This window comes from Massilia agrisoli (assembly GCF_020831365.1).
Classification (GTDB): domain Bacteria; phylum Pseudomonadota; class Gammaproteobacteria; order Burkholderiales; family Burkholderiaceae_D; genus Telluria_A; species Telluria_A agrisoli.
This window is the reverse complement of record NZ_JAJHPV010000013.1, coordinates 48,191-75,057: the sequence shown is the minus strand read 5'-3', so window position 1 is coordinate 75,057 and position 26,867 is coordinate 48,191. Positions and strand designations below refer to the sequence as shown.

Genomic DNA, 26,867 nt, shown 5'->3' with positions numbered 1-26,867 from the left:
GGATAGCCTGGAAAGGGGTTTCTATCCGTCAGCCTACAGCTTACAGCTTGTAGTTCACGCCGAACAGGACAGTCTTGCCGTACTTAACTTCTTCGATGATGTTGTCCTTCGTCTTGCGATAGCGCTGGAAGGTTGCATCGGTCAGGTTGTTCACCGACAGGCTGAACGACAGGTTCTTCAGCGGACCGTCCTGGAACTCGTAACCCAGCTGCAGGTCGACGATACGCTCAGCGGCGATGTAGGTCGGGGTACGGTCGCCGGTGAAGGTCGACACTTCGCCGACGAAGTCGGAACGATAGCGGTTAGCTACGCGTGCCGAGAAACCATGCTTCTCGTAGTACAGCGTCAGGCTGCCGACCTTTTCCGACAGGCCTGGCAGAGGCATGTCGCTGCCCGAACCACCTTCAGCCGTGTCAGGCAGGCTGACCGAACTGGTGGTGTAAGCCGCGTTGGCAACTGCGCCGAAGCCGTCCAGGTACTTGCTGACCATGTTGAATGGCAGCGATGCGGTCGCTTCGATACCCTTGATGTTGCCGCCCGAACCGTTGATCGGTGCGGTGAACTCGCCGATCTTCGATGCCAGCACCGGGGTGCCAGGGGTGATGAACGGGCTGAAGTCGTAGGCGCGGGTGGTCGAGATGATGTAGGTGTCGAGCTTCTTGTAGAAGCCGGCCAGGCTCATGTAAGCCTTGCTATCCCAGTAGCGCTCGTACGACAGGTCCAGGCCCTTGGCGCGGAATGGGTCGAGCTCAGGATTGCCGCCGCTGCCGGTGTAGATGCCCTTCTGGGTATCGACGCCGAAGCCGTTGCTTGCACGCATGTCGTTCATCGTTGGACGAGCCATGATCTTCGACAGCGACAGGCGCAGCGACTGCTGGTCGGCGATATCCAGGATGAAGTTGGCGCTAGGCAGCACATCGGTGTAGCTGGTGCCTGCGCTGTATGGCGCTGCCGGACGATCCGAATCGCTGGTGCCGCCGGCCTTGTTGACCGAGTAAGCCGTCGAGTCCTGCTTGGTGTTCAGCACCTGCAGGCCAACCGCGCCGCGCAGCGGGAAACCGCCCAGGGTCGAGTCGATGTTCATCTTCGTGAAGACGGTGGTGATCTTCTCGTTGACGATCCAGTCCTTGTTGTAGATGTCCGGATGCAGCTTTTGCTTCAGGTCATAGATGTCGTTCATGCTTGCAACGGCATCGAACACTGGAACCAGGATGCCGGTGTCGCCAGCGACGCCGGTGCCGGTGCCTGGAATCGCAGCGGTAGCCGAACGGCCGCCGCCCTTGACAGCCAGCAGTGCTTCGGTGAATTCACGCTGCTTCGAACGGTCCGAATAATTCACGCCCACGTCGACGTTGCTGAAGAACATGCCTTCAGGCAGGTCGCGCTTGGCCGAGAAACGCACAGCCTTGATCTTGTCTTCCACCATTGGTGCTTTGGTGTAGCCAGCCTGGATGTCCGAACCACCCCAGCCTTGTACGTCGGTCAGCTTGGTGATGTTGCGGTCCGAGTAGTTCAGGCCGGTGCCGAATGCGTGGCTGCCTGCGGTGAACGAGACGGTGTCAAGCTGGTTGACGCTGCTGGTGCCTGCGTAGGTTTCGGTGTTGCGGCCGTCGCGGTTGGCTTCGTTGTAGCTGAAGTCAGCCTGCGCAGTCCAGGTTGGGCTGACGCGGAACTTGGTGTTCCAGCCCAGCGACAGCATGTCGTCGATGCTCTTTTCCGCATCGTTACGGATGATCGCACGCACATTGTTAAACGCGCCGCTGGTAGCGGACCCGCCGGCAACGGTGGCGTTGACCAGCTGGCCTGGACGGTCGTACGGGCTGTCGTTGCCAACCCAGCTGTCGTTCAGCGGAGCCTGGAAGCCATAGGTGACCTTGTTGCGGTCGTATTCCGAGTAGAACACGTCGAGGGTCGAGTTGAAGTCGCGGTTCGGGCGGAACTGGACAACTGCCATCAGGCCGTCGCGGGTCTGCTCTTCCTTGTTGGTGAACGCGCCGAAGCCGTTGTAGGGAACCTTGACGGTCTGGCCGTTGAACTGGGCTTCGCCGCCGCCCCACGAGTCAAACTTGGTGGTCGAGCCGCTGGTGCCTTCGAGGCGGGCAAAGCCGAGCGCCAGGCCGATCTTGCGATCAGCGAACTGGTCGATGTACGACACGCTGAAGCGGTTGCCCTGGCCTTCGCTGTCCAGTCCTACGCCGTTCTTCTCGCGGCGGTAGTTGACTGCAACGGTGCGCTTGCCGAAGTCGAGCGGACGCACGGTTTGCAGGTCGACGGTGCCCGACAGGCCCTGGCCAACCAGCGCGCCGTCAGGCGTCTTGTAGATGACGACGCCGGCCAGCAGTTCTGCCGGGTACTGGTCGAATTCCACGCCACGGCTGTCGCCGGTCGACACTTGTTCGCGGCCGTTCAGCAGTGCGGTGGAGAAATCTGGGGACATGCCGCGGATCGATACGGCAGAAGCACGGCCACCGGAGCGCTGTGCGGTCACGCCTGGCAGACGGGCGATCGACTCTGCGATGCTCTGGTCTGGCAGCTTGCCGATGTCTTCAGCGGAAATCGCTTCAACGATCGAATCCTGGTTTTTCTTAACCGAAATTGCAGCTTCGATACCGCGGCGGATGCCGGTAACGACAACGGACTGCACCGGGGTTGCCTGGGCGGCAGGTGCTGCTGCCTCTTGCGCAAAGGCCGAACCAGCCATTGCAGAAACGAAAATGGCGCAACCAGCTGCCACTGGGCTCAGCCTGAATGCTACCTGGCCAGCCGTGTTTGTTAACTTATTCATTTGTCCCCTCGTTCATCAGTACTACACAATTCCCGTTTCTTGGCAGCTTATTTACGGGATCCATTAATTAACCCAGCGGTACTACATGCTCGATAATAATTTTGTACTAAAACTAGATGCACTGTCAACGACAGTTGTATCGCACTACCAAAATGCCACAATTTTACTAAAACTCCCGTAGCTAAAGGGCGAACACGTTGTATTTCGGGTACAAAGCGCGCATATGCATGATGTAGTACGACTACATTTCGCATTATTTGCACTACTTGGGGCCTTGGCTGCACCATTCCGGTGCGAAACTTTTCTATGCGGACAATATTTACGCTGGCGCTTTCGGCGTCCGTTTCGCAGTGTCAAGGCCGCTTTTCAGCCGATGTACTTAAACTAGCCTCCGGCCTGACTCGCGCGTGACCAGTCCGCTGGCGTTAATTGAAGGGCGTTTCATTCTGTAGTATGCTCGAATGACAAAAAATAGTGTAGTCGAACTACGCAAACGTGAAACAAAGCAACAAGACAGCCAGTGGCTGTAGCAGTTGTCGATAAAAAGTGGGACAACTTGACCCGTTTCCCTCTCTCACTTTTCAGGCCGCAGCGCAGCCCTTCACGTTTGGAAGGCTGCGCTGCCTGATCCACAACAGAACAACGAAACAACTAATCGACGGAGAACGCGATGAAGAGCTTTACCCTTTCCCTGCTGGCTGCGAGTGCATTGCTGGTTCCCGGCGCCGCCATCGCGAAGGACTACCGCATCGAGCACATGGAACCCCCGTTCTGGTGGGCTGGCATGCAGGAGAAGAAGGTCCAGCTGATGGTGCACGGTAAGCAGATCGCAAACCTCGAACCGGTCCTCAGCTATCCGGGCGTGCGCATCGCCACGGTCACCCGCGTCGCCAACAAGAACTACCTCTTCGTTGACCTGGTCATCGAACCTGGCGCGGCCCCGGGCAAGTTCGATATCACGTTCAAGGATGGCGCCGACAGCGTCAAGTACACATACCAGCTGCTGGCGCGCGAAAAAGGCTCCGCCGCGCGGGTGGGCTTTAACAGTACCGACGCGATCTACCAGATCATGCCCGACCGCTTCGCCAACGGCGACCCGTCCAACGACAGCCTGGCGCCGATGGCCGACAAGCTCAATCGCGCCAATGGCGGCGGACGCCACGGCGGCGACCTGAAGGGCATCTTGAACAGCCTCGACTACATCGCCGGCATGGGCTTCACGCAGCTCTGGCCAACGCCCGTCGTCGAGAACGACATGCCTGCCTACTCGTATCACGGCTATGCGGCAACCGACCATTACAAGGTCGACGCGCGCTATGGCAGCAACGAGGATTACCGCAAGCTGACGCAGGAGGCGCGCAAGAAAGGCATCGGCATGATCCAGGACGTGGTGCTGTCCCACATCGGCCTTGGCCACTGGTGGATGAAGGATATGCCGACGCCCGACTGGACCAACCACGGCGGCAAATTTGTCCCTACCATGCACCACCGGGTCGCCGTGCAGGACCCGTATGCATCGAAAGAGGACGCAGCCAACTTCACCACCGGCTGGTTCTCGACCGGCATGCCGGATATGAACCAGACCAATCCTCTGGTCGCCAACTACCTTATCCAGAACAATATCTGGTGGATCGAATACGCCGGCCTGTCGGGCCTGCGCATCGACACCTACGGCTACTCCGACAGCACCTTCCTGACCGAGTACACGCGCCGGCTGATGGCCGAATACCCGAACCTGAACATGGTCGGCGAGGAGTGGCACAAGTCGCCGGCAGTGGTATCGCGCTGGCAGAAGGGCAAGGTCAACTTCGACGGCTACACCAGCTCCCTGCCAAGCCTGATGGACTTCCCGATTGCCGAAGCGATGCGCAGCGCGCTCGCGAACAAGGACACCGGCTTCACCGACGTGTATGAAACGCTGTCGCAGGACTACCTCTATCCGGACGCCGGCAACCTGGTCCTGTTTGAAGGTAACCACGACATTTCGCGCCTGTTCAGCGTCGTCGGCGAAGACCTCGGCCTGTACAAGATCAACCTGGCGTTCGTGATGACGATGCCGCGCATCCCTCAGTTCTACTATGGCACCGAGATGCTGATGACCAGCGCGACCGGCGAGCGCAATGACGCCAGCTACCGCGAAGACTTCCCTGGCGGTTGGGCCGGCGACAAGGTCAACGCATTCACCGGCCAGGGCTTGAGCGCGCAACAGCGCGAAGCGCAGGCCTTCGTCAGGAAACTGGTCAACTGGCGCAAAGCGCAGCCGGTCATCCACCACGGGAAAACGATGCACTTTGGCGCGGAGCACGGCACCTATGTGTACTTCCGCTATGACGGCCAGAAGAAGGTCATGGTCGCGCTGAACAAGGGCGCGAAGGATGCAGTGCTGCCGACCGCACGCTTCCACGAGATGCTCAAGGGCGTGAAATCGGGCGTCGACGTCATCAGCGGTAAAACGTATGCGCTCGATAGCGCGCTCACGCTGCCTGCCAAAACAGCACTCATCCTCGAAATCTGAGAACACCGCCATGACCAACAAATCACGCTGGATCATCGCCGCCCTCCTCGCCTGCGGCACTGCCGCGGGCGCGCAAGGGCCGGTGGGCAAAGACCTGTTCATCCGCGGCGCCTTCAACGGCTGGGGAACCGATAATGCGATGGTCTACAAGGGCAAGGGCGTGTACGAAGCCGACATCCTGATCAGCCCGGGCAACCACGCGTTCAAGGTGGGCAGCAAGGACTGGAGCGCGGAATGGGTGATCGACCCGAACGCCAGCGTCAAGGTGGCGACCGATACCGACTACCGGATGGACACCAGCGCCGGTCCCGAGGACTACCTGTTCGTCAAAACCACCGCGCCCTATAAATTCAGCGTGGACGTGTCGGACCCGAAGGCGCCGAAGCTGCGCGTGACGCGCCTGCCGAATCCGGCCGTCGCCGCCATCAACCCGCACAAGGGCCACCAGCAGCAGACGGCGGTGGCCTACCCGACTTTCGACGGCAAGCAGGAGACAGTACGCTTCTCGGTACAGGACGCAGCCGCGCCGCTGCGCACCTACGCGCAGTCGACCACGATGCAGCTGCGCGATCCGGGGCCGCAGTACGCGGTCTACAGCGAACCGGAGGGCCTGCCGGTATCGCGCACCGGCAACCTGGCCTTCGACGCGCTGTTTGCGCTGGCCGCCACCGAGATGCGGCAGGATTCGGTCAGCGAGATCAAGGACGGCAACTACAACGGCGGCGCCGCCATCCCTTGCGAGTGCTTCGAAACCGGCGAGAAGTGGCACTACGTATGGACCCGCGACCTGTCCTACGCGGTCGACCTGGGTTTGGCGATGCTGGACCCGGCGCGCACCCGTAATTCGCTCGACTTCAAACTGTCAGCGTTCCGCAAAGGCCTCGCCCGTGCGCAGCAGGTGGCAGGGAGCGCGGATGGCCTGCAGGTCATCCAGGATACCGGCAGCGGCGGCAGCTGGCCGGTCAGCACCGACCGCGTCACCTGGGCCTTCGGCGCCGAGGAGGCGCTCAAATCGCTGCCGGCGGCCGAGCGCAAGCCGTTCGCCGCGCGCGCGCTCAAGGCGCTCTCGAACACCATCGAGAACGACCGCATCGCCGCCTTCGACAAGGCGAGCGGCCTGTACACCGGCGAACAGTCCTTCCTCGACTGGCGCGACCAGAGCTACGCCGCGTGGATCGTCAACGACCTGTCATCGATGGCAAGCTCGAAATCGCTGTCGACGAACGTCGGCCACTACAAGGCGCTGACCCTGGCAGCCTCGCTCGCGGCGGAGCACGGCGACGATGCGCGCGCAAGGAAGTACAAGGGCTGGGCGCGCGAGCTGAAAAGCGCAATCAACGCGCGGCTGTGGCTTCCGGGCGCAGGCATGTACAGCAGCTTGAGCGCCGGTCATTTTGACGGTGCGCCGATGCACAAGTTCGACTGGCTCGGGCAGTCGCTCGCCATCGTCACCGGCATCGCTGACGGCGCCAAGGCGCGCAGCATCCTGGCCCGTTACCCGCACGGCCCGATGGGCGCCCCGGTCATCTATCCGCAGCAGCAAGGCATGCCGGTGTATCACAACCGCGCGATGTGGCCGTTCGTCACCGCCTATGGCCTGAAGGCCGCGGCGATGGCCGGCAATGCAAGCGTCGCCGACGCCGCCTATGACACGCTGATGCGCGGCGCCGCGGTCAACCTGTCGAACATGGAGAACCTGGAGTGGCTGTCCGGCCAGCCGCTGCTGCTTGACGAAGCCAACCCATCCCTGATCGGCCCAGTCATCAACTCCCGTCGCCAGCTGTGGTCTGTCGGCGCCTACCTTGGCATGGTGGTCGAAAACGTGTTTGGCGTGTCGATGGAGCCCGGAGGCATTCGGGTTCAGCCTTTCATCACCGCCAAACTCCGGCGCGAGGCGTTCGGCAAAACCGATGCGATCGCGCTGCATGGCCTTCGGCTGCACGGCAAGCAGGTCGATGTGCGGGTCGAGCTGCCGCCAGCGTCCGCCGCCGGGGGCTATTACGAGGTCGCAAAAGTGACCTTGAACGGCGCGCAGGTATCGCAGCAGATCCGCCTCGACCAGCTCAAAGCCGCGAACACGATTACCGTCACCCTGGGCGCGCTGCGTGCCGGTGAATCCGCAATCCACCGCGTCAGCGCCGACCCGTACGCGGAATCGCCCGCCGTCTTCGGTCCGCGCGAGCCGGTCATTTCGAGCCTGGCTGCCGCAAACGGCCAGGCGGTGGCGATCGACATCGGCGCGGGTGGGAATCCTTCCGGCACGGTGTACAACGTCTACCGCGACGGCAAGCTGGTCGCGGCCGGGCTGGCGGCGGGAACCTGGCGCGATCCGGGCGCGACAAAGGGCAGCTGCTACGCGGTTGAAGCCCAGTTCGAAAAGTCGGGCAACCGTAGTCACCACAGCGCGCCGCGCTGCGTCGATGGCGGGCTGCACATTCCTGTGACCGATGCGCGCGTGAAGGCGAGCCTGGGCGTGCAGGGACAGAACGCGCGCTTCGCCGCGCCGCACATCAAGGGCTGGGGCAAGCCGGGCGACCGCTTTGCTGTCGATGGAATCAAGGTCGACAGCGCAGGCAGGTATCGCGTGCAGGTCCAGTATCACAACGCCGCCAACCAGATCAACCTCGGGATCAGCGGCGGCGTGAAGTGGCTGGCGGTGAAGGACGCGGCGGGACGCATTGCGGCGCAGGGCGTGGTTCAGCTGCCGCATGCGCGCGTGGAGAAGGAAAATACGCCGCTGGTGTATTCGACGCCGCTCGAAGCGCGGCTAAAAGCTGGCACGTACCGGCTGGAGCTCAGCGACTTCTACAACATGAGCTACCTGGAGAGTAACAGCACCTTCAGCGCGGCAGGCGGCGTCGAAGGGCCGTCGAACGTGTTCGATATTTACGGCATTCGAATCCTGAAGTCGAACTAGGAACGTCGTTCCCGCAGGAGCGGGAACCCATGCTGAGGCTGATATTCAGGCGACGTATGGGTTCCCGCCTGCGCGGGAACGACGTGTTATCGGGTGTGGAGATTGAGCGAGGTGACTTTGGCGAAGTCGATCGGCTTGACCACATGCTCGTCGAAGCCGGCATCCATCGCCAGCTCCCGGTCGCGTGCCTGGCCATAGCCGGTCAGCGCGATCAGCACCGCCGTATCCATCCCCGGCAGCTTGCGCATTTGCGCCGCCACTTCATAGCCCGTCATATCCGGAAGGCCGATATCCAGGAAGACAAAGCGCGGATGGAAGTCGGCCGCCCGGGCCAGGGCTTCCCGGCCCGAATAAGCGGTGATCACGTCATGGCCGTCGATCCCCAGCAGTTCCGCCAGCGTATTGGCCGCGTCGGCGTTATCGTCGACCACCAGGATACGCGTTGCCGCCGTACCCTGGCGCGGGTCAAGCGCCTTTTCATCGTTGCTGCGGTCGTAGGGATAGGCCGGCAGCCGCACCTCGAAGACGCTTCCCTTGCCGAGGCCCGGGCTGGTCGCGGTCACGGTGCCGTCATGCAGCGCCACCAGCGAACGCACCAGCGACAGGCCGATGCCCAGCCCGTCCTGCACGCGGTCGCGCGCATGCCCGTCCTGCGCGAATAGGCCGAAGATGAAGTCGATGTTCGCTTCCTCGAGGCCGATGCCGTTGTCGCTGATGCGCAGCACCGCTTCGTCGTCCTCAACTTTCAGGTCGAGTCCCACGACGCCGCCCGGCGGCGTGAACTTGGCCGCGTTGTGCAGCAGGTTGCCGATGATCTGGCACATGCGCACATGGTCGCCCTTGATCCACACGTCGTTCTCGGGGAGCGACACGTTCAGGGTATGGCGGCGGCTCTCGATAATGCCCGCTACCGATTCGCGCGCGTTGGCCACGGCGCTTTTCAGTTCAACGCGTTCCTGGTGCAGCGTGATCTTGCCTTGCGAGATGCGCGCCACGTCCAGCAGGTCATCGACCAGGCGCACCAGGTGGTCGGTGTGGCGGGCGATGGTCTTGCGGGCGCGGTCCTGCGCTTCCGGCACCGACGGCTCCAGCTTGCACAGCAGCTCGACCGAGCTGCGGATCGGCCCGAGCGGGTTGCGCAGTTCATGCGCCAGTGTTGCCAGAAATTCGTCCTTGCGGCGGTCGACGTCGCGCAGTTCGCGTTCGACAATCGCAAGGCGCAGCAGCGCCTTGACGTTCGCAACCAGCTCCTCCGGCTCGATCGGCTCGAACAGGTAGTTGTCGGCGCCGCCTTCCAGTGCGCGGATCTTGTCGGCCACGCCGATGTACGAGGCGGACGTCTGCAGCACCAGGATCGCCTTGGTGTCAAGGTCCGACTTGAGCTTGCGGCAGACATCCATGCCGTTGATGTCAGGCAGTTTGGTATCGAGCAGCACCAGGTCGGGACGGTTCTCGCGCGCCATCGTCAGCGCCATGTTACCGGTTGCAGCTTCGATCACCTTGAACCCTGCCCGGATCAGGATGCGCGAGCGCGCATACCGCGCGGCGTCGCTGTCATCGACAATGAGAATGACGGAATTAAGCAGGTTCGATAGCATGGACTGGCTCATGGCGGATTAAGTTGATACGGGCGCGAATTGATCGCCGTGCCTTGCAGTATATACAACAGGGATGATCGCATAGAAGACCGAGCCCTTGCCCGGCGTGCTTTCGACCCTCACCGACCCGTTGAGCAGCGCTGCGAGATTGCGGCACAGGGACAGCCCGAGTCCCGTGCCCTTGGTCTTGGCCTGCAGGTGGTTGGCCACCTGGCCGAATTCTTCGAAGATGATCTGCAGGTGCTCGCTGTCGATGCCCACACCGGTGTCGCTGACCGAAAACTGCACGCAGCCTTTGGCGGGCAGCGCCTCGGCGTGCACCACGATCTCGCCGCGCTCGGTAAATTTCAGCGCGTTCGAAATGAAGTTGCGCAGGATCTGCGAAAGCTTGCCCTCGTCGGTGTTCATGGCCATGCCTTCAGGCGGTTCGTCGAAGACCAGCGCCACGGCCCCGCCGTCGTCGAGCAGCGGGCGCAGCATGCCGCGCAGTGCGCGGAACATCTCGCCGACATCGAACTCCTCGGCGCGCACGTCGACCTTGCCGGCTTCGATCTTGGCGATGTCGAGCAGGTCGTTGACCATGTCATTAAGCGACACCGAGCCTTGCAGGATGAACGACACCTGCTTTTCCTGTTCGGGCGTCAGCTCGCCATCGACCCGGTTCAGCAGCAGGGTCGCCAGCGCGCGGATCGAGCTTAACGGCGTGCGGAACTCATGGCTCATATTGGACAGGAAGCGCGATTTCATTTCGTCCGCGCGGCGCAGGTGCTCGGCTTTTTCGTCCAGCTCCGCGTACAGTGCGACGACGCCGCGGTTGGTGTCTTCCAGTTCGCGGGTCAGCTGGATCAGTTCTTCCTGCCTGACTTTCAGTTCGTCGAGGGCGCCCAGCAGCTCCTGGTTTTGCTGGCGCAGTTCGTCGAGCATGTCGGGCGGCTGCGACACGCGCATGGCCGCCACTTCTCCCAGCGTCGCCGAGGTGACGCGGCGCGCATCGGGCGGCAGCATCTTGCGCAGGACGATGGTCGTGCCCTTGCCAGGGGTCGTATCGATCTCGCAGCTGTCCATCAGGCGGCGCGCGCCGAGGATGCCGAGGCCCATGCCGGTCTGCGACTGATAGCGGCCGGACAGCACGACGTCGAGGTGCGGGATGCCGGGGCCGCGGTCTTCGATGCGAATTTGCAGGGCCTGTTTTGCACCCTGCTGTTCAACCGAAAAATCGACCCGGCCCGCACCCGCATAGTTAAACACATTGCGCGCCAGTTCCGACACCGAGGTGGCGATGCGCACCTGGTCTTGCACGCCAAAGCCGCACATGCGCGCCACTTCGCGCGCGCGCTGGCGCGCGTTGACGACGTCGACCTCGGTCGCGATGTTGATCGTGACGATGCGCAGGCTGCTCATGACACCGGGTGTTCGCGAATGACGACCACCGATGCGTCGTCGCGGCCGCGCAAGAAATCGCGGTAGATGACAGCGGCGATCACCGAGGCATGGTTGAATGACAGGCCCGGATACGCACCGAGGTCCCAGCGCGTGTTGATGCCGTCCGAGTGCAGGATCAGCAGCGACGAACTGTCCCACGGCTGTTCGAATTCCTGCACCTTGCGCAGGTTGCTGCCCACGATGCCGTTGTGCGACAACAGGTGGCGGCGCGGGCCGTTGCTGATGATGCTGGCAGCGATATTGCCTACGCCTGCAAACAACAGCTTGCCGTCGTAGGCGTCGATGTCGGCGATGGCGAGCGCAGCGCCGCGGGTCGAGCGCAGGGCGCCGTGCGCGTCTTCGATGCGCACGCCAGGCGGGCCCCTGTCGAAATCGAGCGAGACGCCGACTGCCGCAGTCGACGCCAGCGCGGCCTCGGGGCCGTGGCCCAGCCCATCGGCCACCACCACGCTGATGCCGCCGCGCCGGAACGAGACGCCCCAGTTATCGCCGCATTCATCTTCGCCCGGTATCGGCAGGCAGACGGCGCCGACTTCCCAGCCCGTTTCCGGCACCGGTCCGTCGGCGCACCAGACGGTCATCATCACCACCGTGCCCCTGCCCGGCGCCGAGTAGATATCGAAGCTGTCGGCCTGGCGCCGGATGGCCCCCAGTCCGACGCCGTAAGTGCCCGCAGTCGAAGTGCCGTCGGCCATCAGCAGGTCGACGCTCGCCATGCCGGGACCAGAATCGATCGCCAGCACTTCGATGCCGCAGTGACCGTGGGTGACGATCGGACGCAGCAGGATCTCGCCTTCGCGCGCATGCTTGACGATGTTGGTCGCAGCCTCGGTCACGACCAGGGCCAGCCGGCCGGCGCGGGTCTCGTCAAAACTGAGCCGGCGCGCCATCTCCGCAGCGGCCCGCCGGGCGGCCGCTATTTCGCTCAACTCCCCGACGTGGAAAGTTGAATGTACTGCGGATTGAGTCAAAACGGTTTCCATTTCGTGATTGTTACGCGGGTACCGTTTCCCGGGCTGGATTCAAGGTTGAACTCGTCGGCCAGGCGGCGGGCGCCCGACAGTCCGAGGCCCATGCCGCCGCCGGTGGTATAACCGTCGGTCAGCGCCTTGGCGATATCTTCGATGCCGGGACCTTCGTCGACAAAGCTGATCGACAGTCCACGGCGTCCGTGGTTATTGACGACATTGAGTTCGGCGTGGCCGCCGCCGCCGTAGCGCAGCGTGTTACGCGCCAGTTCACTGGCCGCCGTCACCATCTTGGTCTGGTCGATCAGCGAAAAGCCCAGCGCCACCAGCTGGTCGCGGACCAGTTTGCGCACCCTGACCACGTCCTCATCGGAAGTGAGCTGTGCGACTACATCACCCGTGACGGCTGCATTCATGGGAGTGCTCCCAGGCCGGCAAGGTGGGTCATGCGGAGCTGGTTCAGTCCCATTCGCTTTCCTGCTGGAGCAATTTGACGCCGCGCTCGACGTTGAGCGCCGTGCTGACGCCTTCGAGCGTCAGTCCAAGCTCCACCAGGGTGATCGCAACGGCCGGCTGCATCCCGACCAGCACCGTGCGCGCGTCGAGGATCTTGGCCATCGCCGCGGTATTGCTGATCATGCGCCCGATGAACGAGTCCACGATGTCGAGCGCCGAGATATCGATCAGTACGCCGGTGGCGCGGTCCTTGACGATGCGGGTCGTCAGGTCGTCCTGCAGGGTCATCGCCAGCCGGTCGTGCATGTCAACCTGGATGGTCACCAGCAGCAGCCGGCCCATCCTCAGAATCGGTATGCGGTCCATGATCTCAGTGTCCCGACTGGCCGTGGCTGATGGTCGAGCCGGTGCGCTTGAGCGCAACAACGAACGCATCGGCCAGGGTGGCCTTGGTCAGCACGTCTTCCAGGTTGACGCCGAGGTGCACGATGGTTTGCGCGATCTGCGGGCGGATGCCGCTGATGATGCAGTCCGCGCCCATCAGGCGTGCGGCGGCAATGGTTTTCAACAGGTGCTGCGCGACCAGGGTGTCGACGGTCGGCACGCCGGTGATGTCGATGATGGCGATCGATGCGCCGGTTTCGACGATCTTCTGCAGCAGGTTTTCCATCACTACCTGGGTGCGCGCGCTATCGAGGGTACCGATCAGCGGCAGCGCCAGGATGCCCTGCCACAGCTGGACGACCGGGGTCGACAGCTCAAGCAGCTCCTGCTGCTGGCGCAGGATGACCTGTTCGCGCGCTTTCTGGTACACCTCGATGGTGTACAGGCCGAGGCGGTCGAACAGCGAGCCGGTGGTCGACATCGCATCGACCAGCAGCGCCGGTTCGCTCGCCAGCTCATTGCGCAGGTAGCCGAACAGCGGCTCCTTCAGTGCAAAGATGAAGTGCGCGGTTTCGATCGACGAGAAGCCCTGGCGCACGCGCGCGTGCGAAATCTCGGCCAGCATGCGGCGCGTTTCATCCCAGGCAGGGGCCTCGATGTCGGCGCCGGCGCCGTTGCGCAGCGCTTCACTGAGCAGGTTGAGGAAGGCCGCGCCTTGCTGGCGCAGCTCCGATTCGGCGTTCTTATCGCGGCGAAGCATACGGGACATCATGCCGGAGAACCAACCCTCCAGCAGTTCAGCTTCGTGCTTGGTGATGATCGCTGCTAATTGAACGCTTTTATCGTTGCTCATACGGGTCCTTTTGTTGATCTGTGTGGACATTCAGGAAATCTCTTGGGCGCAGGAAATATTAATTCACCCAGCTCGCAAGTATAGCGGACATACCAACCAACTGTTGCACAATTGAATCGGGCTGTTAACAAAAGTATTATTTGAGAAACACCCGCGAATAAAGCCTAGTGCCGGTGTCCTCTGCGGTCAGGTGCACCACCCGTTCGAAGGCCAGGCCAAGCTTCTCCAGCAGGCCGATCGAGGCGACATTGCCGGGCGAAACAATCGCCAGCAGCCGCGGCAAGCCGATCTCATCGCGCGCATGCGCCACCACCGCCTGCCCCGCCTCGTACGCATAGCCCTTGCCGCAATGCTCGGGAAGGAAGGCGTAGCCGATGTCGACATGCTCGAGGGTGTCGCGTTTGATCAGGCCGCTCATGCCCAAAGGTTCGCCACTCGCCTTGTCCTCGACCAGGTAGATCGAATGACCAAGCCTGCCCTGCATGGCCATCGGTCCGTCAACGATTGCCTGCGCGGCCGCTTCGACGGTGCGGATGCCGCGGTCGCCGATAAATGCGATGAAGCCCGGCGTATTGACCAGGGCGAGATAGAAAACAGCGTCGTTCTGGTCCAGCGTGCGCAGGCGCAGGCGCTCTGTTTCAAGGATCTTCATAGGCGGCGGTTTGGGTTGGTGGAACCGCAAAGTCTAGCACCGACTCCCGTGCTTGTTACCGCCCCAGCCTGAAATCGATGTCCCGTGGCCGCCCCGGCAAGGCCAGCGACGCGCGCGCACGCGGCGCCTCGCTGACGACCTGGCCGCGCCGCAGCACCAGCCTGCGCGCCGCGCGCAGACGGATCGCCTCCACCGTGCTGCCGGCGTCGAGCAGCACCAGGTCGGCGTGGCAGCCCGGCGCCAGGCCATAGCCTTCCAGTCCGAGGATGCGCGCCGGCGTCTCCGTCACCGCCAGGAAGCACTGGTGCATCGCTTCCTTGCCCGTCATCTGCGCCACGTGCAGGCCCATGTGCGCCACCTCCAGCATGTCGCCCGAACCGAGTCCGTACCAGGGGTCCATCACGCAGTCATGGCCGAACGCGACGTCGACGCCGGCGGCCAGCAGTTCCGGCACCCGCGTCATGCCGCGCCGTTTCGGATAGCTGTCGTGGCGCCCCTGCAGCGTGATGTTGATCAGCGGGTTGGCGATCGCCGCCACGCCCGATTCGGCAATCAGCGGCAGCAGCTTGCTGGCATAGTAGTTGTCCATCGAATGCATCGATGTCAGGTGCGAGCCCGCCACCCGGCCATGCAGCCCGAGGCGGTGGGTCTCGGCCGCCAGGGTCTCGATATGGCGCGACATCGGGTCGTCCGACTCGTCGCAATGCATGTCCACGCGCAGGCCCTTGTCGGCCGCGAACTCGCACAGCAGGCGCACCGATTCGGCGCCCGCCGCCATCGTGCGTTCAAAATGGGGAATCCCGCCCACCACGTCCACGCCCATGGCGATGGCGCGCTTCAGGTTGCCGAATGCGGCGGGGCTGCGCAGCAGCCCGTCCTGGGGGAAGGCAACCAGCTGCATGTCGAGGTAAGGCGCCACGCGGCGGCGCACGTCGAGCAGCGCCTCCACCGCCAACAGCCGGTCGTCGCAGACATCGACATGGGTGCGGATGGCCAGCAGGCCGCGCGCCACCGCCCAGTCGCAGTACTGCATCGCGCGCTCGACCAGTGCGTCCTGCGTCAGCTGGGGCTTCAGTTCGCCCCACAGCGCAATCCCCTCGAGCAGGGTGCCGCTGGCGTTCACGCGCGGCAGTCCGTAGCTGAGCGTGGCGTCCATGTGGAAGTGGGCGTCGACGAAAGGCGGCGTGACCAGGTCGCCTTCGGCGTCGATCTCGCGCGCCCCGCTGCACGGCAGGCGCGCTCCGACGTCGGCGATGCGCGCGCCATCGATGGCGATATCGGCCTGGCGGCCGTCTGGCAGGGTGGCATTGCGAATCACGAGATCCATCTGGCTATCCTTATGGCTGGGTCGGCTCGATTGTAGCGGTTCCTAGCCCATGCGCGCCTTGGCAGCATTGATATTGATCAGTGATGCTGCATCGCAAGATTTCTTTAGGAAACTAGCACCATAAAGAGCTTTTCAAGGCGGCACTTCGTAGATACACTAATCAATATTGCAGCGCGTCATAAACGAAAGGAAACCCCATGAGTACTCTCCCAGAACAGTTTTCCGCAGCAAGCAAATCCCAGATCCACGCCCAGCTCGACTTCCTGGAGTCGTTTGGCGCCCGTGCATTCGATGGCGCCGCGCGCCTGATCGCCCTGAATATCGATACCAGCCGCGCCGCCGTCGACAGCTCCTCGGCCGCGCTCAAGCAGCTGGCCACCCTGCGCGACCCGCGCGACCTGCTGGCCCTGGCCAAGGGCCCACAAGATTTCAGCAAGATGGTGGCCTACGGCAGCCAGTGGCTCAGCATCATGGCCGACGTCCAGGCCGGGCTGTTCAAGGCGGCAGCACCATCGCCCCTCGCGTTCGCACCGCAGGCAGCGCCGGCGCCAGGCGTGGCCGCGCAAGCACCCGTGGCCGAACCTGCGGCTGCACCTGCAGAGGGCATTGAAGAACACGCGCGTTCGGTCAAGCCAAGCAAAAAGCCGGTGGTGGCAGCCAGGCCGGAAGCCGCTTCCGGGCCGGCGGCGGAAGAAAAGCCGATCGCGAAGGCTGCCGGCAAAGTGGCCGGCAAGCCGCTCGATATCAAGCCTGCCGCGGCGCCGCTCGACACCGACGGCGCCCACGTGCTGCCGCAGGTGAAGCCGGTCGAGGCCAGCCCTCCGCCAACGGTGTTCGAGCAAAACCTGCTGACGCCCAAACGCGGCAAAAAGCGCTGACCGGGCCGGGCCGGGCGCTCGCTGCGTCCGCTTGCCAAACGGTGTACATTGACGGGCTTCGGCCCGTTCTTTGTTTTACGGGCCAATCTCCAGGGATTGTGCATGACTTTATCTAAGCTGATCGGCGGGTTCGTCCGCCGTCATTGGCGCGCCTATGCTTCGTCGGCAGCGATGCTGTTCGGCGTGGCCCTGTTCACCATCCTGATACCCCGCAAGATCGGCGCGATGATCGACGGCATGGCAGCGCAGCGCCTGGGCAGCGGCGACCTGCTGATGGGGCTCGCGCAGCTGCTGGGCATGGGCCTGGCCATCTACGCGCTGCGGGTGGCGTGGCGGCTGCGCCTGTACTCGGCAGCCTACCAGCTCGGCGTCGAGCTGCGTACCCGCCTGTTTGCGCGGCTGGCCGCGCAAGGCCCGGCGTTCTACCAGAAGCAGCGCACGGGCGACCTGATGGCGCTCGGGACCAACGACATCGACGCCATCGAAATGGCGGCCGGCGAAGCGCTGCTGGCCGGCTTCGACGGCACCCTGACCCTGGTTATGGTGCTGGGCATCATGACGCTCGGCGTCGACTGGCGCCTCGCCGCCATTGCCCTGCTGCCCTTCCCGTTGATGGCGCTGGCGTTCTGGCGCATCTCCAGCCACATGCACGTGGCCGCGTCCGACTCGCTCAAGCGCTTCGCCGCCCTCAACGACCATGTGCAGGAATCGCTGTCGGGCGTGCGCACCGTGCGCGCGCTCGGGCTGGAGCAGCGCAACGCGAAGCAGTTCAGCGAACTGGCCGCGCGCGCAGCGGAAGCCGGCCTGTCGGCGCAAAAGTGGGAAGCCGCGTATGAGCCAGCGGTGGGGCTGACCCTCACCGCCGCGAGCGTGCTGACCCTGGGCCTGGGCGGCTACCTGGTGTGGCACGACATGCTGACCATCGGCGCGCTGACCGCGTTCACGATGTACCTGGGCCAGCTGATCTGGCCGATGTTCGCGGCCGGCTGGGTGCTCTCGCTGATCGAGCGCGGACGCGCTGGCCTGGCGCGCCTGCAGCCGCTGCTGGACGCGCCGCTCACCGTCGACGACCACGGCACGCTGGCGCACCTGGCGCCTGGCACGCTGGCGCTCGACCAGGTCAGCTTCGCCTACGACGGCCAGGCCGTCCCGGCCCTCTCGGCCATCACGCTGTCGCTGCAGCCAGGGCAGACGCTCGGCCTGGTGGGCCCGACCGGCTCCGGCAAGTCGACCCTGCTGCGCGTGCTGCTGCGCCAGTCCACGCCGCAGCACGGCACGGCCACCTGGAGCGGGCATGCCCTGTCCGAGTACACCCTGGCCACCTTGCGCGCGGCGATCAGCTGGGTGCCGCAGGAATCCTTCCTGTTCTCCGCCACGGTGGCCGAGAACATCGCGTTGGCGCGTCCCGGCGCCTCGCGCGCCGAGATCGAACACGCGGCCCGGATGGCCGACATCCACGACGACATCCTGCGCTTCCCGCAGGGTTACGACACGCCGGTGGGCGAGCGCGGCATCACGCTGTCGGGCGGCCAGCGCCAGCGCGTCGCGATTGCCCGTTCGCTGCTGGCCGACAGCACCCTGCTGCTGCTCGACGACGCCCTGTCGGCGGTCGATACCGGCACCGAAACGCGCATCCTCGAGCACCTTGCCGAACTGCGGCGCGAACGGCCCGAGCGCAGCGTGGTCATCGCCAGCCACCGCCTGTCGGGCGTGGTGAACGCCGACCATATCGTGGTGCTGCGCAACGGCCAGGTGTCCGAAGCGGGCACCCACGACAGCTTGCTGGCGCAAGACGGCTGGTACGCCAGCCAGTGGCGCTACCAACAACTGGAGGCGAGCCTCGATGCAAACTGACCCGAAACAAAAAAGCATGCGCCAGAACGCGGCCGAGGCCACCGCCCTGCTGCGCCGGGCCGCGCGCCCCGACCGGCGCCACCTTGGCTGGGCCACGTTCTGGCTGGTGATCGCCGCGGCGCTGGAAGTGACCGGCCCGATCCTCGGCAAGGCGCTGATCGACGAGCACCTGCTGCCGCGCGAGCTCGACGTGCCGCGCATGGCGCTGCTGCTGGGCGGCTTCCTGGTTACCGGCTGGATCGCGACCGGCCTGCGCTACCTGCAGCTGGTGCGCCTGTCCGGCATGGCGATGCGCTCGGTGCAGCGCCTGCGCGAATGGGTGTTTGCGCACGTGCTGCGCCTGCCGATGTCGTTCTTCGACCGCGCCATCACCGGGCAGCTGATCAGCCGCGTCACCAACGACACCGAAGCGGTCAAGACCCTGTACATCCAGGTGCTGTTCGTCATGCTCGACAGTAGCATCGTCCTGGCCGGCACCATCATCGCGATGGCGTGGCTGGACTGGCGCCTGATGCTGATCGTGCTGGCCCTGCTGCCCGCGGTGCTCGGCATCGTCTGGCTGTACCAGCGCCTGTCGGCGCCGGCGGTCACCCGCGCCCGCGCGCTGCGCAGCGATATCAACGGCCAGATGGCCGAGACCATCGGCGGCATGAGCGTGCTCCAGGCGAACAACGCCGAGGAACGCTTCGCCATGCGCTTCGCCGCGACCAACCATGAGCACTACAAGGCGCGGGTGGCGGAACTGCGCGCCAACGCTTTCCTGCTGCGCCCCGCGCTCGACCTGCTCAACGTGGTGCTGCTGGCGGTCGTCATCTTCAGCTTCGGACAGCGCGAGATGAACGCGGTCGAAGTCGGCATCCTGTACGCCTTCATCAGCTATATCGCGCGCGTGGTCGAGCCGCTGATCCAGATCACCATGCAGTTCAGCGGCCTGCAGCAGGCCGTCGTGGCCAGCGCGCGCGTCAAGGCGCTGCTGGACGAACCGGGCGCCCCGGAGCACGCGATTGGCCGCGGCAGCACGCCGGCGCAGCCGCAGGCGGCCGGCGCCCCGGCGGTAAAGATCGCCCACCTGACCTTCGGCTACGCGCCCGGCCAGCCGGTGCTGCACGACCTGTCGCTGGAGATCGGCCACGGCGCCTTCATCGGCATCGTCGGCCACACCGGCAGCGGCAAGTCGACCCTGCTGTCGCTGATGCTGCGCTACTACCCCAGCCCGCACGGCAGCATCGAGATCAACGGCCAGGCGCTCGACAGCATCGACAATGAGCGCTTCCGCGCCGAGGTAGGGCTGGTGCCGCAAGACCCGTTCCTGCTGGCGGCGTCGGCGCGCGAAAACATCGACATGGGCCGCGGCCTGACGCAGCAGGACATCGAAACGGCGGCGCGCGCCGCCCACGCGCATGACTTCATCACGGCGCTGGAACAGGGCTACGACACCTCGCTGGGCGAAGCGGGAGGACGTTTATCGACCGGGCAGAAACAGCTCATTGCGATTGCGCGCGCGCTCGCTGGCAAGCCGCGCATCCTGCTGCTGGACGAGGCGACCTCGCACATCGACAGCCAGACCGAACAGATCGTCCAGGCCGCCCTGAACGAGCTGCGTGGGCAGGTGACGATCATCGCGATCGCGCACCGGCTCTCGACCATCCGCGACGCCGACCGCATCGTTGTGCTGAACCACGGACGGATTGCCGAAAGCGGCGACCACGAGGCGCTGATGCGCATCGACGGCGGCTTGTACCAGCGCCTGTACCTGCTACAGCAGCTGGAAGCCTAGCGCGCGCCCTTGTCGACGTAGTAGGCCACCGACAGCAGGCGCGAGCTGAGCTTGAGCTGGGCCTTCTCGGCGGCGGCCAGCGACACCTCGAAGCGGACCCGCTCGTCGACGATGCGAAAGTTGATCACGCTGCCCTGGCGCAGCGCGCGGTCGAATTCGGTGATGGTCAGGATGCCTTCGGCCGCCGCCTGGCGCAGCAGCCGCTCGGCGCGGTCCGCCTCGCTCAATCCTACAAACAGCACGTCGACGGCGCCCAGCCGGCCGCCGGCGGCCAGGGTTTTGACGCTGACGGCGCGTCCGTTGATGCCGCGCGCGCCCACGATGCGCGACAATTCGGCCGCGATATCATCGGCGCCGACCACGCCGATCACCAGCGGCGCGGGCGCGGCGCCGGCCTGTCCGGGGAACTCGACATAGCCGATAAACTTCGACACGAACGCGGCCTTGATACCGCGTTCGCTGCCCACGTCGGCGGCGGCCGGCCCCGCCGCCGCCACCAGCGCCAGCAGGGCTGCCTGGCTGCAGAGCCGGCGCATCAGGGAAACCGGATGGGAGGCAATAGGCATGGCTGGCGTCAGAAGCGGCTCACCAGCTTGAGCAAGGCGGCGCGTTCGTACAGGTTGCGCCCCTGCGCGCTGCCGAATTCGGCATGCGACGCGTGCAGCAGGTTTTTGCCGATCAGCGCGAGATCCAGGTCAGGCCCGAGATTCCAGGTCCATTGTGCGTCCAGCTCGGTGTACGCAGGCACCGCCGGATTGGGCAGGCCCGAGTTATAGCGCAGCGAGAAATCGACCTTGTGCGCGTCCGACAGGTCGAAGTACGAGCGCAGGAACCACTGGCGGCGCGCGTCATTGTTTGCCAGCGCGCTGCCCGCGCTGGCGTCGCGGCTCTCCGGCCTGAAGGATACGTCGACGTCCTGGAACACGGCGCCGCCCGACAAGCGCCAGCGCGCCACCGGCTGCCAGCGCCACCACGCTTCGACGCCCTTGCTGGCGCCTTTGCCAAGGTTGCGGAACTCCGATCCGCCCTGGGGGCGCGGTTCGAAGGTACGCAGCTTGTCATAGTCGCCGCGGAACGCCGTCAGCGAATACGAGAAGGTATCGGTCATTTGCGAACGGTAGCCCAGTTCAGCCACCTTCACCACTTCGGACACGAACTCCGGTCCGCCCGCGATGGCGAACTGCGGCACGCCGCCCCGTACCGGCGGCTGCGTCGGCGAATACAGGTCGCGGTCGATGCGCGACGGCGCGCGTACCGAGCGCGCCAGGCTGCCCCATACGAGGTGGCGGGCGCCGGGCGTCCATGCCAGGCGCAGGTTGGGCAGGTGTTCGAGGCCCGTGTAGTGATTGCGTTCGACCTTGAGTCCGACCGTCGCCTTCAGGTCCGGCGACAAGGTGATTTCATCCTGGGCGAACAGGTTGGCCCAGTGCAGCCGCAGGTCGCCCGGCAGGAATCCGAAGGCCGGGCCGTTGTCGACCCGGTCGCTGGCGTTGCGGTAGCCGCCGCCCCACGACAGCCGGTGGTTTTCGCCCAGCCGCACGTTGTGCTGCAGCGCCAGGTCTATCGTATCGAGGCGCTCGGAGAACGCGCCCGGCTGGTTGCGCTCCGTATGGTCGAAGATGAGGGCGAGATGCAGGTCGGAGCCCCCGGCCAGGCGCTTGTCGAACGCGCCGGTGAGGTTGGCGCCGCTGATGCGGATCTCGCGCGTGCCGGTCTGCCCCAGCCGCCCCTGGTAGGCGTCACCCGAGATACGCAGGCCGTAGCCGCCAAGGTCCCAGTCGGCCCGGAAGCCCGCCTGCTGGCGCCGGAACCCTGTGTTGGTGTCGGCGCCCGCCGCGTTGAAAGTGTCGTCGACCTCGATCGCCTTGGCGTACATGCGGTAGTGCCCGTTGCGGATCCGGCCGCCGTAGCGCATGCCCGCCGTGCGCAGCTCGTCGCCGCCTGCGGCAGCCGCCAGGCCGCCTTGCGAGTCCTTGGATGATTTGGTAATGATGTTGATGACGCCATTGACCGCATTGGCGCCGTAGATCGTGGCGCCCGGGCCGCTGATGACCTCAATGCGTTCGATATCGCTGATCAGCACATCCTGCGCATCCCAGAACACGCCCGAGAACAGCGGCGTGTACACGCTGCGGCCGTCGATCAGCACCAGCAGCTTGTTCTGGAAGGCGCTGTTGAAGCCGCGCGCGGTGATCGCGTAGTTGCGCGCATCGACGCGGGCCACCTGCAGGTTGGGCGCGAGGCGCAGCGCTTCGGGCAGGGTCAGCACGCCGCTGCGCGCCAGGTCGGTGGCGCTGATGATGTAGATCGACGCCGCCGCGTTGGCCAGCCGTTCCTCCTGCCGCGACACCGACGTGACCACCACATCGCTTAACTGCTCGAGCGACAGCGATGGAAGGTCCTGGTCGTCGGCGAGCGCGCCGCCGCTGAGCAGGAGCAGGCTTGCCGCGACGGCGCGCCGCAGGACCGGGGGTTTCCGGATGGGTTGCATAAGACTCCAGGGGAAGATGAAAGCGCGACGGGCCGGACTGCGCAAGCCCGGGTGGCAAGCGGGAAATTATACAGACCCCTTTGCTGATTCCGTTGCTTGCTCACAACGCCGCGGGGCGCCGTGACGCCTGTTACTCATTTCCAATAGACGGGATGCATACCTTGCGCGTAAATACAGCGTGTGCAGAAATGGGAAAAATCTTCCATGCATATGATTTTTCCGGTATGCAACACGAATATAATTGTGCGACGGATCCACACAGAGGGACATGATGCCGCCGGGCTCCATGATAAGGACTATCCACCACCATAAGGCGCGAGCGTTGCTGGCAGTGCTGTGCCTTGTGTCGTCCCCGTCGTTTGCCCAGCATGCCGAGCTGGACCGGCGCCTCGCCGACATCCGCGAGGTCGGCCGCTTCGTGCCCGAGAAAGCGCTGGTGCTGCTGCGCGAGGTCGAGGCTGAATCGCGCGCCGCACCCCCTGCCACCCAGGGCGAGTTCCTCAACCTGCAATCGCTGGCCGAGCGCGCGGTCGGGCGCCATGACGCGGCCATTGCGCTCGCCGACGAACTGCTGGCGCTCGGCAGAAAGCACCAGGACAAGGTCCTGGTCGCCAAGGCCCTGCTGTCGAAAGGCTATGTCGTCTCGCGCCAGAACCAGCTCGACCTGTCGCACCAGCTGTTCTGGGAAGCCGAACGGATCGCAGTCACCACCGACAACATGGCGCTCCGGGTGGAAGCGGCCATCACTTCCGGCCACGCCCACGCCGAGGAAGGCCACCTGCCTGCCGCGCTGGGCAAGCTGCAGGACGCGGTTGCGCTGGCGCGCAGCTACGGCCGCCCTATCCCGATCGCGATGTCGCTGAACGCCCTGGCCAACCAGTATGGGCGGATGAAGGAATACGACAAGGGCTTCGAAGCGCTGGCGGAAGCGTCGGCCATCGCGGCCAGGACCAACTCGCCCGGCCGTATGGCCACCCTGAAGAACACCGAATATGGCCTGGCCATCGAGACCGGCCAGGCCGACCGCGCCCTCACCGTGCTGCTTGAAGCGCTCGCGCTGGAGCGCAAGATTGGCGCAACGTCGATGATTGCAGGTTCCCTGGTCGACCTGTCCGACAGCTACCTGAAACGGCACGACTACAACCGCGCGGCCAGCTACGCGCGCCAGGCCATCACGGCCGCGAACCAAATACGCAACGGCAGTTACGAAGCGACGGCCCGGGTCAACCTGGGACAGGCCCACCTGGGCCGTGGCCGCATCGCCGAAGGCAAGCGCGAATTTGAATCTGGGCTGGCCTACTACGAGCAGTCTGGCGACAAACCGGAACTGCAAGCGGTGCTGGCCGAGTATGGCGAAGCGCTGGAACGCGCGGGCGACATGGCCGGAGCAGTGGCGGCCTACCACCGCGAACGCGCCCTGTCGGACGAACTGTTCAAGGAGCGCCGCCAGAAGTCGATGCTGGAACTGCAGGAAAAATACGAGGCCGAGAAAAAGCAGCGGCAGATCGAACTGCTAAGCCGCGAGAACCAGCTCAAGTCGACTGAAATCGACAATCGCCGGCTGCAGCAGCGCGTCTGGTGGCTGCTCGCGGTGGTGTTCGCGATGGCCTCCGTCATTGTCGGCATTTTGTACCGCAAGGTGCGCAGCGCCAACGCGCGCCTGCATGAAAAGAACCTCGAGCTGAAGCAGCAAAGCTCGCGCGACCCGCTCACCGGCCTGTACAACCGGCGCCACTTCCAGGAGTTCATGCGCACCCACGTCCACACCGAACAGCGCGGCGCCGGCACCTCGGGCGAGGAGATCGTCGGCGCGATGTTCCTGCTCGATGTCGACCACTTCAAGCACGTCAACGACCGCCACGGCCACGCCGCGGGCGACGCGGTGCTGAACATGATCTCGCAGAACCTGGGCATCATCCTGCGCGAGACCGACATGATCGTACGCTGGGGCGGCGAGGAGTTCCTGGCGTTCCTGCCAGCGATCCCGAGGAGCGGCGTCGACGAGATCGCCAGCCGCCTGCTGGCGGGCATCGCGGAACAGGACATCATTTACCAGGGCAACCGGATCGCGGTGCGTGTCTCGGTCGGCTACGCGCCCTTCCCGCTCAAGCCGGGCCGCACGGAACTGTCGTGGGAGCGCGCCGTCAACCTGGTGGACATGGCGCTGTACCTGGCCAAGGCCCACGGCCGCAACCGCGCCTACGGCGTGCGCGGCTTTGCCAACTTCGACAAGACCTCGATGGAAGCCATCGAGCAGGACCTCGAGCGCGCCTGGCGCGAAGGCTTTGTCGACATGACGGTGGTGCTGGGCGAAGCGCCCGCGGCGCCCCTGGCGCAGTGGCCGGAAACCGGCCAGCTTGCCGCGGAGCGCGCCGCGCTGACTTAGCCGAAGCTGGTTAATCCGGCTCGGCCGCGTCCTGGATCTTTTCGCCGGCCTGCTCGACCTTCTTGCCTGCCTTTTTGGTCGCCTCTTCCAGGCCGCGGCTGGCGTCGCTGGTGGCGTCTTCGATCTTGTCGCCCGTGCTGCGCGCGGCATCGGCCATCTTTTCGCCCGCCTGTTCGGCCTTGTCGAGCTTTTCCTTGAGTTTGCGCGCAACCTCCTCGCCCGCATCGTCGATGGCCGCGCCGGCTTTCTGCGCCGGCCCCATGGTGTCTTCACGCGGGGTGCAGGCGGCAACACCGGCGAGGATGGCCGCGGCCAGCAAGGCCTTGGAAATGAATGTGGTGTTCATGGTGAAGTCCGGTCGATAATATTGCTCGTTAGAATACACCTGTGCAGCCGGGAACGGCGCGAGTCAGCGCAGGTGCCGCGACCGCAGGTAGCGCGTGCGTTCATGTTCGATATGGGCGAGCACCGCCGCGCTGGTGGAGTTGCGCGATGCGGCGCGGGTCGCATCGATCCATTTCTGGATGTCGGCGTCGACCTCGGCGTTCAGTTTTTGCGCGTCGGCCGTCACATGGCCCGCCGCTTCCTGGCTGGCATAGCAGTCGCGCCACGATTTGATCTGTTTCTGCACACGGTGCACGCCCTGGTTCGTGATCGAACGGTGGGGGAGTTCCGGCGCGACGCAATCGAAGCTGGACGCCAGCGCTGGCGCGGCAGCCAATGCCAGCATCAGGGTGGCGATGGTCAGGCAAGCTTTCATGGAAATCCTCCGTCAGGAAGACTAAATAGTAGTTGAAATTATAATATTTTGCTAATTATTTGTTCCAGGCGGCTTGCGATTTTGGCGCTCACCAGCAACTCCCGGCCAGCCACCTGCCACCCCGCGTACGGCAATCGGCTTTTTCCATTTCCAGCTTGCCGGCGTCGCTGTTTTGCCACGCGATCCTGGCCGCGGTGATCTTTTCCTTCAGGCTGCGGGTATCCCCGTCTTCGCCATACTTGCGAACAAAACCTTGCAGGCGCTGCTGCGCCCTGATGAAACTGGCGTCGTCGATCGCCGCCTCCACCGCCACTTCGGTATCGCGCCATGCCCTGGCGCGCTCGTGCTTGCGCTCGCAGTCGGCCGATGCCTTGTTCAGGCCCTGCTGGAGACGCCGTAGCTGTTCGGGCGTGGCCCGGGTCGAGCGCAGTTCGATCAGCTCCGCCTGCGCTTCGTTCAGTTTGCATTCGGCGCCGAGGGCAAGCGCGCGCTCGACCCTGGCCTCGATTTTCCTTGGCTTGTCCCACACCCACAGGCCGAGCACCACGGCCAGCAGCAGCAGCCACCAGCGCAGCCTGACGGGGCCGCGTTCCGCCTTGGCCGGCGTGGGCGCCGGCGCCGCCTTGCGTCCCCATCCCCTGGCTGCGGGCGTGGGCGCGGGCGCGGCGGCGGCCACCGTTGGCGCGGCTGCCATCACGGCCTCCGGCGCCGGCATCCGTGGCGGCGCGGCCGGCGGGGGCGCCGGCGCAATGAACGGCGCCCCCGCCGGGCGCACATGGGCTGGGTTGTTCACGCCGGCGTGCTGCCCGGTGCCGCAATAAGG

At 64.7% G+C, this 26,867-nt stretch carries 20 protein-coding genes; 6 read left to right on the top strand and 14 right to left on the bottom strand.

Features of this window, described 5'->3' with window-relative positions; all coding sequences use genetic code 11:
- Positions 1-40: 40 nt before the first annotated feature.
- Positions 41-2,785, bottom strand: a complete 2,745-nt coding sequence (locus tag LMJ30_RS09225; RefSeq protein WP_229432059.1) for a TonB-dependent receptor — start codon at positions 2,783-2,785, stop codon at positions 41-43.
- Between the two features lie 670 nt (positions 2,786-3,455).
- On the opposite strand from LMJ30_RS09225, the gene LMJ30_RS09220 reads away from it, so the two are divergent.
- Both LMJ30_RS09220 and LMJ30_RS09215 read left to right on the top strand, forming a co-directional pair.
- Positions 3,456-5,300: a glycoside hydrolase family 13 protein gene (locus tag LMJ30_RS09220; protein WP_229432058.1), complete on the top strand. Its 1,845-nt coding sequence runs from the start codon at positions 3,456-3,458 to the stop codon at positions 5,298-5,300.
- Positions 5,301-5,310: 10 nt separating this feature from the next.
- Positions 5,311-8,217 (top strand): MGH1-like glycoside hydrolase domain-containing protein, encoded by a 2,907-nt coding sequence (locus LMJ30_RS09215; protein ID WP_229432057.1) that lies wholly within the window; start codon positions 5,311-5,313, stop codon positions 8,215-8,217.
- A gap of 86 nt (positions 8,218-8,303) precedes the next feature.
- On the opposite strand, the gene LMJ30_RS09210 is transcribed toward LMJ30_RS09215, so the two are convergent.
- The 8 genes from LMJ30_RS09210 to LMJ30_RS09175 form a co-directional block, all read right to left on the bottom strand.
- On the bottom strand, positions 8,304-9,815 hold the full coding sequence (locus LMJ30_RS09210) for an ATP-binding response regulator (protein WP_229432056.1): 1,512 nt from the start codon (positions 9,813-9,815) through the stop codon (positions 8,304-8,306).
- Between the two features lie 18 nt (positions 9,816-9,833).
- Positions 9,834-11,216 carry an ATP-binding protein gene (locus LMJ30_RS09205; protein WP_229432055.1) on the bottom strand — a complete coding sequence of 461 codons (1,383 nt, stop codon included), beginning with the start codon at positions 11,214-11,216 and terminating at the stop codon, positions 9,834-9,836.
- Positions 11,213-12,187 (bottom strand): ATP-binding SpoIIE family protein phosphatase, encoded by a 975-nt coding sequence (locus LMJ30_RS09200; protein ID WP_307729288.1) that lies wholly within the window; start codon positions 12,185-12,187, stop codon positions 11,213-11,215. Before LMJ30_RS09200 ends, LMJ30_RS09205 begins: the two co-directional genes overlap by 4 nt.
- Positions 12,188-12,225: 38 nt before the next feature.
- Positions 12,226-12,642 carry an ATP-binding protein gene (locus tag LMJ30_RS09195; protein ID WP_229432053.1) on the bottom strand — a complete coding sequence of 139 codons (417 nt, stop codon included), beginning with the start codon at positions 12,640-12,642 and terminating at the stop codon, positions 12,226-12,228.
- A 43-nt stretch (positions 12,643-12,685) separates the two neighbouring features.
- Positions 12,686-13,048, bottom strand: a complete 363-nt coding sequence (locus LMJ30_RS09190; protein WP_131428948.1) for an STAS domain-containing protein — start codon at positions 13,046-13,048, stop codon at positions 12,686-12,688.
- Between the two features lie 4 nt (positions 13,049-13,052).
- A complete protein-coding gene (locus tag LMJ30_RS09185) occupies positions 13,053-13,919 on the bottom strand; it encodes an STAS domain-containing protein (RefSeq protein WP_229432052.1) in 867 nt (288 codons plus the stop codon).
- Positions 13,920-14,055: 136 nt separating this feature from the next.
- Positions 14,056-14,571 carry a GNAT family N-acetyltransferase gene (locus LMJ30_RS09180; protein ID WP_229432051.1) on the bottom strand — a complete coding sequence of 172 codons (516 nt, stop codon included), beginning with the start codon at positions 14,569-14,571 and terminating at the stop codon, positions 14,056-14,058.
- A 55-nt stretch (positions 14,572-14,626) separates the two neighbouring features.
- Positions 14,627-15,898: an amidohydrolase family protein gene (locus tag LMJ30_RS09175; protein ID WP_229432050.1), complete on the bottom strand. Its 1,272-nt coding sequence runs from the start codon at positions 15,896-15,898 to the stop codon at positions 14,627-14,629.
- Between the two features lie 197 nt (positions 15,899-16,095).
- On the opposite strand from LMJ30_RS09175, the gene LMJ30_RS09170 reads away from it, so the two are divergent.
- From LMJ30_RS09170 to LMJ30_RS09160, 3 genes are all read left to right on the top strand, one after another.
- Entirely contained in the window at positions 16,096-16,776 is a 681-nt protein-coding gene (locus tag LMJ30_RS09170; RefSeq protein WP_229432049.1) for a phasin family protein, read from the top strand.
- Positions 16,777-16,878: 102 nt separating this feature from the next.
- The gene (locus LMJ30_RS09165) at positions 16,879-18,630 is read left to right on the top strand and encodes an ABC transporter ATP-binding protein (protein ID WP_229432048.1); all 1,752 of its coding nucleotides are present in this window, start codon (positions 16,879-16,881) and stop codon (positions 18,628-18,630) included.
- Positions 18,620-20,407: an ABC transporter ATP-binding protein gene (locus LMJ30_RS09160; protein WP_229432047.1), complete on the top strand. Its 1,788-nt coding sequence runs from the start codon at positions 18,620-18,622 to the stop codon at positions 20,405-20,407. The genes LMJ30_RS09165 and LMJ30_RS09160 overlap by 11 nt, the downstream gene beginning before the upstream one ends.
- On the opposite strand, the gene LMJ30_RS09155 is transcribed toward LMJ30_RS09160, so the two are convergent.
- Positions 20,404-20,973 carry a TOL_0243 family YfiR-like periplasmic protein gene (locus tag LMJ30_RS09155; RefSeq protein WP_229432046.1) on the bottom strand — a complete coding sequence of 190 codons (570 nt, stop codon included), beginning with the start codon at positions 20,971-20,973 and terminating at the stop codon, positions 20,404-20,406. The genes LMJ30_RS09160 and LMJ30_RS09155 overlap by 4 nt on opposite strands.
- Positions 20,974-20,981: 8 nt before the next feature.
- The gene (locus LMJ30_RS09150) at positions 20,982-22,898 is read right to left on the bottom strand and encodes a TOL_0244 family TonB-dependent receptor (protein WP_267869620.1); all 1,917 of its coding nucleotides are present in this window, start codon (positions 22,896-22,898) and stop codon (positions 20,982-20,984) included.
- Positions 22,899-23,229: 331 nt separating this feature from the next.
- Between LMJ30_RS09150 and LMJ30_RS09135 the strand changes: the two genes are divergently transcribed.
- Positions 23,230-25,284: a tetratricopeptide repeat-containing diguanylate cyclase gene (locus tag LMJ30_RS09135; RefSeq protein WP_371873008.1), complete on the top strand. Its 2,055-nt coding sequence runs from the start codon at positions 23,230-23,232 to the stop codon at positions 25,282-25,284.
- 10 nt (positions 25,285-25,294) lie between these two features.
- Here the strand turns inward: LMJ30_RS09135 and LMJ30_RS09130 are convergent, their stop codons facing one another.
- The 3 genes from LMJ30_RS09130 to LMJ30_RS09120 all read right to left on the bottom strand — a co-directional run bounded on the left by LMJ30_RS09130 (position 25,295) and on the right by LMJ30_RS09120 (position 26,837).
- Positions 25,295-25,630 carry a hypothetical protein gene (locus LMJ30_RS09130; protein ID WP_229432044.1) on the bottom strand — a complete coding sequence of 112 codons (336 nt, stop codon included), beginning with the start codon at positions 25,628-25,630 and terminating at the stop codon, positions 25,295-25,297.
- 63 nt (positions 25,631-25,693) lie between these two features.
- Positions 25,694-26,044 (bottom strand): hypothetical protein, encoded by a 351-nt coding sequence (locus tag LMJ30_RS09125; RefSeq protein ID WP_229432043.1) that lies wholly within the window; start codon positions 26,042-26,044, stop codon positions 25,694-25,696.
- 88 nt (positions 26,045-26,132) lie between these two features.
- Positions 26,133-26,837: a hypothetical protein gene (locus tag LMJ30_RS09120; RefSeq protein ID WP_229432042.1), complete on the bottom strand. Its 705-nt coding sequence runs from the start codon at positions 26,835-26,837 to the stop codon at positions 26,133-26,135.
- Positions 26,838-26,867 lie beyond the last annotated feature (30 nt).